This window comes from Streptomyces sp. NPDC111516, assembly GCF_055635345.1.
The window spans coordinates 150313-163546 of the sequence record NZ_JBVKBV010000015.1; the positions used below are offsets into that span (position 1 = coordinate 150313).

General features: G+C 69.2%; 14 protein-coding genes. 7 read left to right on the forward strand and 7 right to left on the reverse strand.

The window, feature by feature from the left end:
* Positions 1–89: 89 nt before the first annotated feature.
* On the reverse strand, positions 90–1118 hold the full coding sequence (locus ACZ7L9_RS25875; RefSeq protein WP_471418635.1) for an EamA family transporter: 1029 nt from the start codon (positions 1116–1118) through the stop codon (positions 90–92).
* Between the two features lie 211 nt (positions 1119–1329).
* Positions 1330–1899, reverse strand: a complete 570-nt coding sequence (locus tag ACZ7L9_RS25880) for a peptidase (protein ID WP_471418637.1) — start codon at positions 1897–1899, stop codon at positions 1330–1332.
* A 246-nt stretch (positions 1900–2145) separates the two neighbouring features.
* Between ACZ7L9_RS25880 and ACZ7L9_RS25885 the strand changes: the two genes are divergently transcribed.
* The 3 genes from ACZ7L9_RS25885 (at position 2146) to ACZ7L9_RS25895 (ending at position 3592) form a co-directional block, all read left to right on the forward strand.
* Complete coding sequence (locus ACZ7L9_RS25885) at positions 2146–2367, forward strand: hypothetical protein (RefSeq protein WP_471418639.1); 222 nt, start codon at positions 2146–2148, stop codon at positions 2365–2367.
* Between the two features lie 61 nt (positions 2368–2428).
* Positions 2429–2860 (forward strand): type II toxin-antitoxin system Rv0910 family toxin, encoded by a 432-nt coding sequence (locus tag ACZ7L9_RS25890; RefSeq protein ID WP_471418640.1) that lies wholly within the window; start codon positions 2429–2431, stop codon positions 2858–2860.
* A gap of 309 nt (positions 2861–3169) precedes the next feature.
* Positions 3170–3592 carry a hypothetical protein gene (locus ACZ7L9_RS25895; protein ID WP_471418642.1) on the forward strand — a complete coding sequence of 141 codons (423 nt, stop codon included), beginning with the start codon at positions 3170–3172 and terminating at the stop codon, positions 3590–3592.
* 89 nt (positions 3593–3681) lie between these two features.
* On the opposite strand, the gene ACZ7L9_RS25900 is transcribed toward ACZ7L9_RS25895, so the two are convergent.
* From ACZ7L9_RS25900 to ACZ7L9_RS25910, 3 genes are all read right to left on the reverse strand, one after another.
* Entirely contained in the window at positions 3682–4152 is a 471-nt protein-coding gene (locus ACZ7L9_RS25900) for a hypothetical protein (protein ID WP_471418644.1), read from the reverse strand.
* A 183-nt stretch (positions 4153–4335) separates the two neighbouring features.
* Complete coding sequence (locus ACZ7L9_RS25905; RefSeq protein ID WP_471418646.1) at positions 4336–4962, reverse strand: PadR family transcriptional regulator; 627 nt, start codon at positions 4960–4962, stop codon at positions 4336–4338.
* A gap of 174 nt (positions 4963–5136) precedes the next feature.
* Positions 5137–6576, reverse strand: coding sequence for an amidase (locus ACZ7L9_RS25910; RefSeq protein ID WP_471418648.1), 1440 nt, complete (start codon positions 6574–6576; stop codon positions 5137–5139).
* 94 nt (positions 6577–6670) lie between these two features.
* On the opposite strand from ACZ7L9_RS25910, the gene ACZ7L9_RS25915 reads away from it, so the two are divergent.
* Both ACZ7L9_RS25915 and ACZ7L9_RS25920 read left to right on the forward strand, forming a co-directional pair.
* Positions 6671–7522 carry a helix-turn-helix domain-containing protein gene (locus ACZ7L9_RS25915; RefSeq protein ID WP_471418650.1) on the forward strand — a complete coding sequence of 284 codons (852 nt, stop codon included), beginning with the start codon at positions 6671–6673 and terminating at the stop codon, positions 7520–7522.
* 245 nt (positions 7523–7767) lie between these two features.
* Positions 7768–8355, forward strand: coding sequence for a class I SAM-dependent methyltransferase (locus ACZ7L9_RS25920; RefSeq protein WP_471418652.1), 588 nt, complete (start codon positions 7768–7770; stop codon positions 8353–8355).
* 504 nt (positions 8356–8859) lie between these two features.
* Here ACZ7L9_RS25920 and ACZ7L9_RS25925 read toward each other — a convergent pair.
* Positions 8860–9297, reverse strand: coding sequence for a VOC family protein (locus ACZ7L9_RS25925; protein ID WP_471418654.1), 438 nt, complete (start codon positions 9295–9297; stop codon positions 8860–8862).
* Between the two features lie 215 nt (positions 9298–9512).
* On the opposite strand from ACZ7L9_RS25925, the gene ACZ7L9_RS25930 reads away from it, so the two are divergent.
* Complete coding sequence (locus tag ACZ7L9_RS25930) at positions 9513–10334, forward strand: PhzF family phenazine biosynthesis protein (RefSeq protein ID WP_471418656.1); 822 nt, start codon at positions 9513–9515, stop codon at positions 10332–10334.
* 118 nt (positions 10335–10452) lie between these two features.
* On the opposite strand, the gene ACZ7L9_RS25935 is transcribed toward ACZ7L9_RS25930, so the two are convergent.
* Positions 10453–11232, reverse strand: a complete 780-nt coding sequence (locus tag ACZ7L9_RS25935; RefSeq protein ID WP_471418695.1) for a CPBP family intramembrane glutamic endopeptidase — start codon at positions 11230–11232, stop codon at positions 10453–10455.
* Between the two features lie 185 nt (positions 11233–11417).
* On the opposite strand from ACZ7L9_RS25935, the gene ACZ7L9_RS25940 reads away from it, so the two are divergent.
* Entirely contained in the window at positions 11418–13208 is a 1791-nt protein-coding gene (locus ACZ7L9_RS25940) for a substrate-binding and VWA domain-containing protein (protein WP_471418658.1), read from the forward strand.
* Positions 13209–13234 lie beyond the last annotated feature (26 nt).

The window sequence follows — 13234 nt, forward strand, 5'->3', positions numbered from 1 at the left end:
ACTGCCCGAGCCCGGTCTTCGTCAGGAGTGGCCGCCGCCCGTGTCAGGCGGCGGGCGGCGAAAGCACGGTCGAATACATGAGCGTCACATTACGTCGCGGCGCGGCTCGTGGACAATTGCCCCTCGGCGGCGGCGCGATCTGCGTCCGCTCCGGCGAGCTGTCCGCCGCCCGGCCCTGACGCGACGGGGCCGGAGGGCGTCCGCGGTGTCGCCGACTGGGCTATGAAGGCGCCGATCAGCACCAGGGAACCGCCGATGAGCTGCGGCGCCGACAGGTGCTCACCGAGCATCACCCAGGCGAGCACGGTCGCGATGACCGCCTCGAGACAGGCGACGACACCCGCCACCGCTGGCGAGAGCAGTCGTACCGAGATCACGCCGGTGACGTAGGCGAGCACCGTCGCCAACAGCACGATCCAGAGGAGCAGAAGCCATGCCGGTACATCCGTGCCGTCCATGTCCGCGCCGGCGCCCAGAACCGACCAGTCCATGTTCCACGGCCGCGCGACCACGGTGAGAACGACCGTGCCGATCAGCAGCCCGTACGCGATGACACCGACCGGATGGGGCGGTGCCGCGCCTTCCGCCCCGCCCGCGCTCCCCTGGTCCGACAGGACGAAGTAGCCGACCTGACAGCAGGCGGCACCGAGCGCGAGCACCAGCCCGACCACGTCGAAGCTCAGCCCCGACCAGACCTCGACCACGCAAGCGAGCCCCCCGACGGCGAGCACCACACCGACCGCGGCACCCCGGGTGACCGGCCGGCGCTGGACGAAGCGCACCCAGCCGAGGACGAGCGCGGGCGCCAGATACTCCACGAGGAGCGCGACACCGACGGGGATACGGGAGATCGCGGCGAAATAGCAGGCCTGCACACCCGCGACGGCGAGCAGCCCGAACCCGATCAGCAGCACCGGCCTGCTGCGCATGAGTTCCCGGTGCCGCCAGGCGACGGGCAGCATGACGAGGGCGGCGCCAGCCACCCGTAGCCACACCACATGGAGCGGATCGAGGCCTGCCTCGATGAGCGGTTTGGCCGCCACCCCTGAACCACCGAATGCGAACGCCGAAACCAGGGCAAGTCCCAGGCTGGCGCTTCTCTCCTGAGACGCGTGCATCGGCACATCATGACAGCTGAAGTCAGGAGCGTCACCTCGGTGACCCCTGACGTGCGCTCTCCGCCAGGTGCTCGGCTCCACCGCGGCCCCCGCCATCGATTCGCCCAGCCCGGCGACAGCCAGGCCGTCCATGTAGTCTCGAACCCGTGTGATCAGTCCTTCCTGGACGCGGAGGACCAGCACACCGGGCACGGTGAAGGTGCCAGTCCCGTCAGCCCCCGGCGCCCCGCCACCCCTGGCCGGACGCCCCCACGATCCGGACCGCGAGCTGCTTCGCGTCGACGCCGGCCCGCTCCAGCACCTCGACGGCCCGGCACTCGTGGTCCCTGGCCAGCGTCGCGAGCAGGTCGAGCCCGCCGGCCCTCATGTCGCCCCGCAGTTCCGCCCGATCGAGGGCTCCCGCCATCGCGGTGGCGGCCGAGGGCGACCAGCCTTCCACGCCCGCGTCGCGCACAGCGGAATCCGGGCCCCGGACGACCGGGACGGCGCCGGAGTCCTCCACTGCACCCTGCCAGCGGAGCCCGTAGCCGATACTGCGCTGTACGAGATACCCGAGCACCTTGGCCAGTTGGGGTCCGCCCTCGAAGGCCGCCCGCACCTCGGGGTCCGATTCGATGAGGGAGTGGAGCAGATGCGCCGTGTCGATCTGCCGATCGCCGTCGCGCAGTGCGCGCCTGCGGGCACCTGTCACCACCGCGGCCAGCTCCACGGTGAGTCTGGCGTCGAACTCAGCACGGTTCGGTGCGGGCTGCTGAGGGATCCGCGGCGTCCGGTTTTGCACACCTCTCACCCCATCAGTCCCGCAGCGCCGAAGCATCGCCGGAGGGGCCCATTTAGGCATCCCACGCAAGTTGGGCACACCCGAACAGTCCCTCCTCCTTACGGATGAGATCTCGCCATTCCGGGATCCGATCCGGAGGAACGGCGCGCGCCGCCTTGCACCGCGCTCCCGGAGCAACCAAGGGCCCCTCCCCGTACGTCCCACAGGCCACACCACCCCCACAGCAGCCGAAGGGAGTCTGCGGACGTGTCCTGGTTGGTCGCCTTACCGGCGCTCGACGGGCGGGAGTACGTGTACCGGGTCGCCGCACCGGCGGACGCGCTGCGCGCCGACCTCTTCTGGGCCGCGTTCCACTGCCATGACGACGGCCCGCACCCGCGTGCCTGCGACCGGCTCGATGCCGCGCTGATCTGGCGGGCAGGGGCGGGAGGGCCGGATCACCTAGATCTGACGATTCATCAGTATTGAATGTTGACGTCACTGCGGCTACGTTCCGCGACACCGTAACCCGCCGAGAAGGGGTGGTCCCATGGCCGAAGTCAGTGCAGAAGCACGCATCGAAGCGCCGGCCGAGAAGGTCTGGGCCCAGTTGACGGACTTCACCGCGTACGACCAGTGGAACGCCACCCACACCAGCTTCCCGAAGGGTGGCCCGGCGGCACTCGAAGTCGCGGCCACCTATGAGGAGAACATGAAGCTCATGGGCTTCCCCGCAGAGGTGACCTGGACGGTGGCGGAGCTGGAGACCGCGCGCCTGCTGACCACCAAGGGAAAGGGGCCGATGGGCGTGAACCTGGCCATGCGCTACTCACTCACTCCCGACGGCGACGCGACCACGGTACGAATCGACGGGGAGTTCACCGGCGCGGCGGTCTCCCTGATGGCGGGCAAACTCAAGGATTCGGCGACCGCCGCGCTCGTCGAATCACTGCGCAAACTGGGCGGCCTGGTCGCGGCCTGACAGCCACCGGACGGACGGGGGAAGGGGCCCCGCGCCTCGGCCGCGAGACCCCTGACACTTTGCGCCTTTCGCCTTGCGCCTCACCCCACGGACTCAGAGGGTGCTATGTGACCTGATGTCGCATGTGTCGTCGCTGGAACGTGTGGGACCGCAGCATCCACGCTGACCAGCGAACTCGGCCGTGCACCGCAGGCTGGTACGTGACTACGAGCATCGGCCCACCACGGCCGAGTCGAGGGTGTACTGGGCCATGAGCGACCGCATGTCGAGGATGCCGACCGAGACCTCCGCCTCCACCTGGCGCGGCGCATGACCGGCGGAGAGCTGACCTTGGGGGCGGTGCTGGCGCGCCTGGAGGAGCGGGAGCGGGAGATCGCCGCGCGGGCCGAGACGGCCCGGGAGAAGATCGCCGAGCTGACCGTGCTGCTGGACGGGCTCGGCAGGGTCACCGAGGAGATCCGGATCACCCGCAAGACGCTGCTCGAGCTGCTCGATCCGCGGCCGCCCGCGCCGCCGACCGCGAAGCTGCCGGAGCATCCGGCTTACCACCAGATCATGGCAGTGTTCGCCACAGACGACGCCCCGCTGCGGGCGCGAGCGGTGTGCGAGGCGATAGACGTGGAGATCGCGCCCAACAACATCAACAACGTCCGCCTGAAGCTCAAGCGGCTGGTCGAACGCGGAATCCTGGTCGGGACCGAGCCGGGCTTGTTCACCCAGCTGCGGCCATAGCCCCCCAGCGAACCCGCGGCCGGGCCGCTCGCCTCAAACGAATGGGCAACACGGGCACCAACTTCACATAGCACCCTCCGAGTTGCCGATCAGTCGATGCGGTCACTCAGGCCCAGCACCTTCGGATCGTCGCTGGGGAAGTTCCTGGGCATGCCCGGCACGTCGATGGTGCGCCCGTACACACCGGCCAGGAACTCGACAACGCCGACCGGGAACTCGATCCAGTCGGCGTTGTCCGTGCGGACGACCACCGGCCATGCGTCCGGGTCCGCAGGGCTCGTCCTCCAGTAGAAGGTGTCCCCCGAATCGGACGACGCCCAGGAGATCAGGCCTCCCGGCTGCGGGTAGGGAACGTAGTCCTCGGTGTCGCCCATCTCGTACAGATCCTGAAGGATCTCGTCGTCCCCGGACTCGGACGCCCATGGCGCCTCGTCGCCGGGCGTCGGAAGGGACACCATGAGGAAATCATCGATGACAAGCACCGGGTACGCCTCCGCCAGAGAGCGGAAGTCCGAGGGCAGCGCCGTCCCGAGGCCCGCCTCGAGGGCGGCCCAGTCCACGCTGCGTCCGCCTGGCACACGCCACCGTGTCATCGAAGGCAGCGCGGCCTCCAGCTCTTCGACCCTCACCATGTCGTCTGCCGATCGGGGGAGTTCTCGACCACGACGGTCTCGAACAATACTCCGTCCACGATGCGGGCGGACACGGCGACATAACTGCTCATAGAGTTACGAACCGCCCTCTCAGTGCTCGTCGGCGAGAATCAGGTAGAGCTTCTTACGGGCGTCATTGATGACCGAGAGCGCCTTCTGACGCTGATCGGCCGAGCCGGTCTTCCAGACCTGACCGAACGCCTCCATCAGACCGAAACCGGCCTGCCGGATCTCGTTGACACTCTCCCAGTCGACTCCGCGACCGGCCTCCTCCCAAGGCGCGTCGGGACCCGACTCCGCCTCGGCGCGACCGGCGTCGGTCAGAGTGAACAGCTTCTTGCCGCCCTCACTGGCGCTGACGATCAGGCCCTCGTCCTCCAGCAGCTGGAGGGTCGGGTAGACCGAGCCCGGACTGGGCCGCCAGGCCCCGCCACTGCGCTCGCCGATCTCCTGGATCATCTCGTACCCGTGCATCGGCCGGTCCTTCAGCAGCGCCAAGATCGACGCACGCACGTCACCGCGGCGCGCCCTCCCCCGGCCACCACCCCGGCCGCGACCGCCGCCGAAGGGTCCACCCCCGAAGGGACCGCCACCGAACGGCGGGCCGAACTGCCCGAAGGCCGCCCGCCGCCCCTCGAAGTCACCCCGGCCTTGATGGCCGGGCCCGCAGTGCCCATGTCCATGCCCGTGCTCATGCTCGTGTCCACGTGAACGCATCGCCACGCTCCTTCCACTGGCGATCTGTCGCGATGCGTCAACGATATATCGGAATCGGTCGCTTGACAATCACGTCTGCCGGGTCGCTGCTGTCCTGTCTCCAAGAATCTGGTCTGCGTCTCAGGTGATCTGGCCCTCTTCTCTCTGGTCTGGCGTCGGGAAGAGCCTCCGTACTCAGCTGACAGGCGGGCGGCGACCGGTCCAGGGGCGTGTGAGTTCGAGGGTGCGAGACACCTGGAGCAGGAGGTCCTCCCGCCATGGTGCGGCGACGATCTGGATGCCGACGGGCAGGCCGGTGGCCTCGTCGTGGTGGACGGGGAGGGAGATCGCCGGCTGGCCGGTCACGTTGAACACCGACGTGAAGACCCCCATCGGGTAGCTGTTCAGCAGTGCCCTCAAGGGATCGTCGTCGGTGCCTGCCCGCCAGGCACCGACGAGCGGCGGAAGGCAGGCCATCGTCGGCGTGACGAGGAGGTCGAAGCCGGCGAGGAAGCCTTCGACGATGCGCCGCGACAACTGCTGGGTCTTCCCTACCCCTTCCGCGTACGCCCACGAGTCGATCGCTCGTGTCGCCTCACGCAGGGCGCGATTGTGCGGCTCGACACGGTCCGGCTCCGCGAGCGCGATTCCGGCACCGCCGACGTTCCACAGGGTCGTGAACGCCGCGACCAACTCGTCGGTCGGCGGCAGCGGGAGGGGGGTGTCGACGATGTGCTGGCCGGCCGATTCCAGCGTTCGAAGAGCGATGTCGACGGCTGCGGTACACGCCGGGTGCACGTCTATCCCGTCGATCGGGGAGTCGGTGAGCACACCGATCCGCAGCCCGGTCGGCATGTCCGTCTTCATCGCGGCGGCGAAGGACGTGCGCGGCGTCGGAGGCGACCACCACGCGGCCGGATCGTGACGCGCCAGCACGTCGAGGGCCGCCGCGGTGTCCGCCACCGAGCGGGTGAGCACGCCGCTGGTGCCGAGACCCTCCACCTCCACGATGGCGTTGGTGACCAGGCCGCGGGTGGGTTTGAGGCCGACGAGGCCGTTGCACGATGCGGGGATCCGTATCGACCCGCCGCCGTCCTCTGCGTGGGCGATGGGCGCCATCCCGGCGGCGACGGCAGCGCCCGCTCCGCTCGACGACCCGCCGGGCGTGCGGTCCGGGTCCCACGGGTTGCGCGAGATGCCCAGGGCGTCGCTCTCGGTGAAGGGCAAGCTGCCGAACTCGGAGGTGGTGGTCTTGCCGAGCAGGACGAAGCCCGCGTCCACGAACCGTCGCACGACCGGGTCCGATGCCTCGGCCGGTTTCTCCCCGGCGCCGGCGGACCCATGGGTGGTGGGCCATCCGGCAACGTCGACAAGGTCCTTGACCGGCAGCGGGACGCCGTGAAACGGCGGGAGGTCTTCGGCCGACGTGGCTCGCGCCACTGCGTCGGCCGCGGTGGACGCGGCATTGCGGACATCGTCGTCGGCCCGGTGACAGAAGGCGTTCAGCTGGGGGTCGAACTGATGCATCCGCTCAAGAAAGCAGTCGGCCACCTCTACTGGGCTCACCTCCTTTCGGCGGATCGCAGCAGCGAGTTCGACGGCGGGCGTGAACGGGTCGATCGGCGAGCGCGTCACGGGCGGCCCTTTCTGGTGTGGGGCTTGCAGGAGCCGTCAATGTCGTCGCGTCCCGCACGTCGCGTCTTGGATGAATGTCGCGTAGCTTGGCGCCATGCGATCTGCCGAGCCGGCCCACGACGCCGCGTCGGTGTGGAACATCGCCACCCCGTCGCAGCGCGGCCGGCTGCCGGGGGTCAGCATGGCCGGATTCCGCGCCCGTACGACCGGCCTCGTCGACCTGGGTTTGGTCCCGTACCCGGCTGTCACGGTGGCCGTCGACCTCGGCGACGGGCCGCTCCTCGTCGATGACTTCAGCGGCCGGCAACAGAGCGGCAGCGTCGTCGTGGGGCTCGCGTCCGGCGGCGTTCGAGGGCGCGGCCGGGACATCGAGTGCCTGCAGGTGCGGCTGTCGCCGCCGGTCGCGCACGCGGTGCTGGGCGCCTGTGCGGGGTCGGGCGCCACTGTGGTCTCCCTCGACGACCTCTGGGGCCGCGACGCCGCGCGCACCCAAGAGCAACTGCGCGCTGCCGGGTCATGGGACGACCGGTTCGCGATAGCGGAGGCTGCGCTCGTTCGACGACACGAGACAGGCCGAGCGGTCGAGCCTGAAGTCGCCTTCGTGTGGGGGAAGATGGTCACGAACCTGGGAGGTGTGCGGATCGAGCGGCTGGCAACCGAGGTCGGCTGGAGCCGTAAGCGTCTGTGGTCCCGGTTCCGAGCCCAGATCGGTCTCAACCCCAAGCGCGCCGCTCAGCTTGTCCGTTTCGACCATGCGGCCCACCGTCTGGCCGCGGGTCACAGCGCCGCACGGGTGGCGGCGGAGATCGGCTACGTCGACCAGTCCCACCTCCATCGGGATGTCATGGCCTTCGCCGGAGTGACACCCACGGCCGTTGCGGTTGCGCCGTGGCTTGCGGTCGACGATGTCGCGTGGGCGGCCCCCGAATACCTGTCCAAGCCTTGACCCACGCTCTGCACCCGGCAGGCGCGAGGCCGGTGGCGCGGGTCACGGGGGAACATTTCTACAAGACGCCCGGCAATTGAGCTTGTGACACTGCGAGCATGTCCAAGAACCGGAATGACTCCCCATTGCCGCGCCTTCACTGGCCGCGGTACGGCGTTGACGCTCCAGCGTTCTCGGCGGTACTCGGCGCCGTCGGCACGGCCTGCTGCCTGGCTGCCGGCCGGTGGCGGCCGGGACGGAACGCGATGGTGACTGCGGGGACGGTACTGATTGCCCACACAGGCATTTACCTGCACACCACACTGCGCGGCAAACTGCGCATCTGGAGGCGGGAGCTGGAACGGGCCGACTTGAAGGGTAACGAGCAGTTGCTGGACCTGGGCTGCGGTAGAGGCGCGGTGCTGATCGAGGCGGCCAGGCGGCTGCCGATGGGACACGCCGTGGGCGTGGACCTGTGGTCCGGAAAGGACCAGAGCGGGAATCGGCCCGAAGTCACGCTCGCCAACGCCGCTGCGGCAGGGGTCGCCGACCGGGTGGAAGTACATACGGCCGACATGACCGCGTTGCCGTTTGCGGACGGCTCCTTCGACATCGTGACGAGCGCGCTGGCGATCCACAACATCCCGTCGCCCGAGGGGCGATACCGAGCGGTGGACGAGGCCATGCGGGTGCTGCGCCCGGGCGGGCAGTTGCTCGTCGCCGACTTCTGGCCCATGGCCAGGAAGTACGCCGCGCACATCGGCCAGGGCACACTGCGCGGACTCGGCCCCAGGTACTGGTACGGCGGCCCGTGGCTCGGCATCACACTGCTGCATGCCGTCAAGGAGCGCTAAGCATGTTGCACAGCTCCTGAGCTGGGCGTCTCCCCGGCATGGCCGGAGCGTTCAGGGCTGACCTCGTGCCGGGGAGAGAGGCGTTGTCCGGGCTGCAAGTGACGTGGTCTACACGCCTTTTGAAGCGTGCACGTCGCGTGGGGTCCGGGTTCGCCGGGGCCGCTGTCCGGCGAACGGGAAAGCTTCTCGGACATGGTGGTCGGCCTCGCCGGCGCCCGGTCCTGTCCCGGTTCGGCGCGGCCTGCGTCGCGGTCACGCTCGGTGTGCGCGGTGCGCCCGGGCCCTCGGAGCAGAGCGGCCTGCTGTCCCCGGCATCGGTCTCCCCGCTTCCGGCGCCGCGACCGCCTCGCCGAAGAACACCGCGCGTCGGGACCACCGGGCGGCCACTGGTCCCGCCGACGTCGAGTTCCACGGAACCAGCGCCCCCACCGAAGCGATCTCAGGCCCCAACGGACCTTCTGGACCTTGGCGTTGTTCAGCACCGCAAGGGGACTGAGGTCACCGTCAGACCAGGCAGAACTCGTTTCCTTCCGGGTCGGCCAGCACCACGTGATCGGGTCTGCCCTGCAGTTCGTCCTCACGGATCACGGTCGCACCCGCGGCGGTCAACCGCTCCACCGACTGGACCACACGGGGCCATCGCACCTCCCAGGGCGTATCACGACCGCCCCCGACCTGCACGTCCAGATGCAACCGGTTCTTCACCACCTTCGACTCCGGCACTTGAAGGAAGGACAGGTTGGGGCCCACCCCGTCCGGATCGGAGAGGTATGCGCCCTGATCCCACTCGTCCTTCGGGATTTCGTGATGAGCGAACCATTCCTCCCAGCTCCCGAAGCCTGCGGGCGCGGGCTTCGTCGTATACCCCAGTGCCAGCGCCCAGAACTCGGCCAGCTTCGCCGGGTGCGCGCAGTCGATCGTCAAGCTCCACCTGATCGCCATGGGGTCTCCTCCTCGGTCCGTTGTGCGAAACGTACCGCCCGCCTCTGACACCCCCGTTCCGCCGCATCGCGCCCGGCGCTCACGACTCACGGACGGAGCGGCCGCCGGAATCGGTGGCAGACGGTCGAAGTCCCTGCCCCTGGCCGGGCATTTCGGTCCAGCGACAGTGAATTGGCCTTGTTCTGCCGCGCTCCGCCGCACTTACGGTCGGCGGCATGAGGATCCGAATCGTCGACACGTTCACCGACCGCCCCTTCACCGGGAATCCGGCAGGAGTCCTGCTGTTGGACTCCGGCACATTTCCCGACGACGCGCGGCTCCAGTCGATCGCCACGGAGGTCAACCTCTCCGAGACCGCCTTCGCCCACCGGCTGCCGGCGGGCGGCGAGGCGGACTGGGCACTGCGCTGGTTCACTCCGACGACAGAGATGGACATGTGCGGGCACGCCACCCTCGCGACCGCTCACGTCCTGCACACCACCCGGGCGGCGAGCGGCACGGTGCGTTTCACGGCGCGATGCGGAATCCTCACCGCGACCAGCCACCCGGACGGCACGGTCACCCTCGACTTCCCCACAGCCCCACTGACGCCGGAGACCGTCCCGGCCGGGCTGGGCGCCGCCCTGGGCGCGGAACCGCTCTCCGTCCACGACACCGGCCCGCACATCGGCGACGTGGTCGTGGAACTGGCCGACGAGGCGACCGTACGAGGGCTGACCCCGGATCTCGCCATGGTGGCTCGCCTCTCCCGACGGGGCATCATCGCCACGGCCGCTGCCGAGGACCCCTCCCGCGGCTACGACTTCGTCTCCCGCGGCTTCTTCCCACGCGTCGGGATCGATGAGGACCCGGTGACCGGCAGCGCGCACACCGCGCTGGCCCCCTTCTGGTCGGCCCGCCTCGGCCGTGACGAGCTGACCGGACTACAGGCCTCCGCCCGTTCCGGCCTGGTCCGCACCTCACTGCGCGGCGAGCGCACCCTGCTGACCGGCAGCGCCGTGACGGTCATCGACGGCGAACTGCTCACGACACTCTGAACCTTCCGACGACATCACGACGGAGGGCGTACGGACCACTCCCGTACGCCCTCCGCACCGGACACCACCCACGGATGCCCTCCGCACACGCCGAACACCCCGACCGCCCCCACCCCGCTCACGGCGTAGGCAGCCACCCCACTTTCCCGGCCAGCAGGGCGTATCCGACGAACGCCCCTATGTCGAGCAGCGCATGCGCCGCCACCAGCGGACCGACCCGTCCCCAGCGCCGGTACAAAAGCACGAAGACCACGCCCATCACCATGTTGCCGATGAAGCCACCGATGCCCTGATACAGGTGGTACGAGCCGCGCAGCACCGAACTCGCCACCAGGGCGGCCATCGGCGTCCACCCCAACTGCCCGAGCCTGCACAACAGGTACCCGACGACGATCACTTCTTCCACTACGGAGTTCTGCAGTGCGGACAGGATCAGGACCGGGAATCTCCACCACACGTCGGGCAGTGACTCCGGGACCACCGTCAGATTGAACCCGGCTGCCCGCGCCACCAGGTAGAAGGCGAGCCCGGCGCTTCCGATGCCTGCCGCGACGAGCGTGCCGCGTCCCAGATCCGGCCATGGCCTGGACCGGTCGAAGCCGATGGCGCGCAGGCCGGTGCCCTCCCTGATCAACAGATGCGCAACGAGGGCGACGGGCACCAGGGCCGTCGCGATACCGAAGAGTTGCCAGGCGAGATCCAGCCATGGACGCCCCGGCGCGTAGGAGCTGTTGAGGGTCGCGGCCTGTTCCTTCAAACCGCCTGGTTTCGTCAGTGATCCGACAAAACTGATCAGGGCAGACACCCCGCTGGCCCCCAGGGACAGAGCCAGTACCAGCACCGTTTCGGACCGCAAGATCCGTTGCGAAACAGCCTCCTGAGGAAAAGAATCAGCCACGCGCCCCGCCTCCACCTGTACACCTGCCTTGAGTTGTGCATTCACGCCCCATGCCCCGCCGCGTGCCACTAGGGTCTCGAATGCAGGTACGAAGATCATGCGCGACAGGCCGGGGGACGACCACCATTGCCGATGGTGTGGTCCCCCTTTTTCCTTGTTCATGCTCAAGGAGGGGCACCACCGACATGGGACGTCACAGCTTGCCCGATGACTACGCGACCGGTGGAAGCGGGGACGGTCCGCCGCCGCGCCGTCGGCGCATCGTCGCGATCGCGACCATGCTCGTCCTCGCGGTGGCGGCGGGAACGGTAGTCGCGGCGCAGGGCGGCCTGCTGTCGTTCTCGAAGTCCTGCGAGGACTCCGCCGTACGTCTCACCATGGTGGCCTCACCGGACATCGCCCCTGCCGTGCGGGCCGTCGCCGACAAGGCGCGCGAGGACGGTCTGAGATCCGACGGCCGCTGTCTGTATGTGCGGGTCGTCGCGCGCGATTCCTACAAGGTCGCCGACGCCATCTCCTCCGGTACCCGTGCCCCGGACTACCAGATCTGGCTGCCCGACTCCGACCTCTGGCTCGACCGGGCCAAGGGCTCCGGCGACGGCATCCCGATCAACGGAGGCGATTCCATCGCCTCCTCGCCCGTCACCATGGCCATGGTGCCCTGGGCGGCCAAGAAGCTCGGCTGGCCGAAGAAGAAGTACTCGTGGGCCGAGCTGACGGCCGCGGCCCTGGACTCGGACAAGGTGCGCCTGGGCTCGGCGGACCCGGCACGCAGCGCCACCGGGCTGCTCGCCCTCTCCAGCATCGGCACGTCCTCCGAGAAGCAGGGCGGTGACAGCGACACCAGGGTCGCGGAGACCGCCAAGCTGCTCGCGCAGCGCATGTCGGACGGAGACCCCCAGGTACTGGAAACACTGGCGCAGAGCGATTCGGGCGCCGAGAAGGGCAATCCGGACCGCAACCAGGCGGTGCTCCTCTCCGAGCAGGCCGCGTTCGCCCACAACGCGGAGTCGACCGGCGGCGGAAGGCTCGATCTCTTCTACCCCAAGGACGGCACCCCGCTGCTCGACTATCCGTACACGCTGGTCGACGAGACCAGGATGACTACGTCCGAGGGCCGGGCGGCGCTGCGTTTCATGACGCTGCTGCACGAGCCGGGCGCGCAAGCCACGCTGAAGAAGCACGGCTTCAGGGACGTGGACGGGACGGCCGGGGAGTCCTTGGTCGCATCGGCGGGCGGCAGCAAGCCCCAGCCGTACGCCACCACGGCTACCGCGGCACCGTCCGCCGAGGACCTCCAGCAGACGCTCGGCATGTGGACGATCACGGTACAGAGCGCGCGGCTGACGACGGTTGTCGACGCCTCGGGTTCGATGGCCACGATCGTGCCGGGGCGCAACCAGTCCCGGATGGATGTCACCAAGGCGTCCCTGATCCAGGCCCTCAGCCAGTTCACCCCGAACGACGAGATCGGGCTCTGGGAGTTCGCCACCACGCTCGACGGCGACAAGGACTACCGCAGGCTGGTTCCGACCGGCAGGCTCGGCGATCCGGCGAAGGGCGGCGGTACGCACCGCGAGAGGCTCGCTGCGGCCTTCTCCGCGCTGCAGCCGGTACCGGGCGGCGCGACCGGCCTGTACGACACCGCTCTGGCCGCGTACAAGGACGCCCAGGCGACGTATGTGGAGGGCAAGTTCAACGCCGTGGTGATCCTCACCGACGGCTCGAACCAGGACGATCGCTCCATCTCCCGAAGCGCCCTGATCGCGGAACTGAAGCGAATCGCCGACCCGGAGCGTCCGGTGCCGCTCCTCGCCATCGCGGTCGGCCCGGAGGCCGACCGCGAGGAGCTGAACGAGATAGCGAAGGTGACCGGCGGCGGGGGCTACCAGGTCACCGACCCCGCGGATATCCAAGCCGTGATTCTGCAGGCCGTCATGACGGCGGGGCAGAGCAACCACGCCGCCCAGGAGTAGCACTCCGCGCGGACGGGAACCACGGC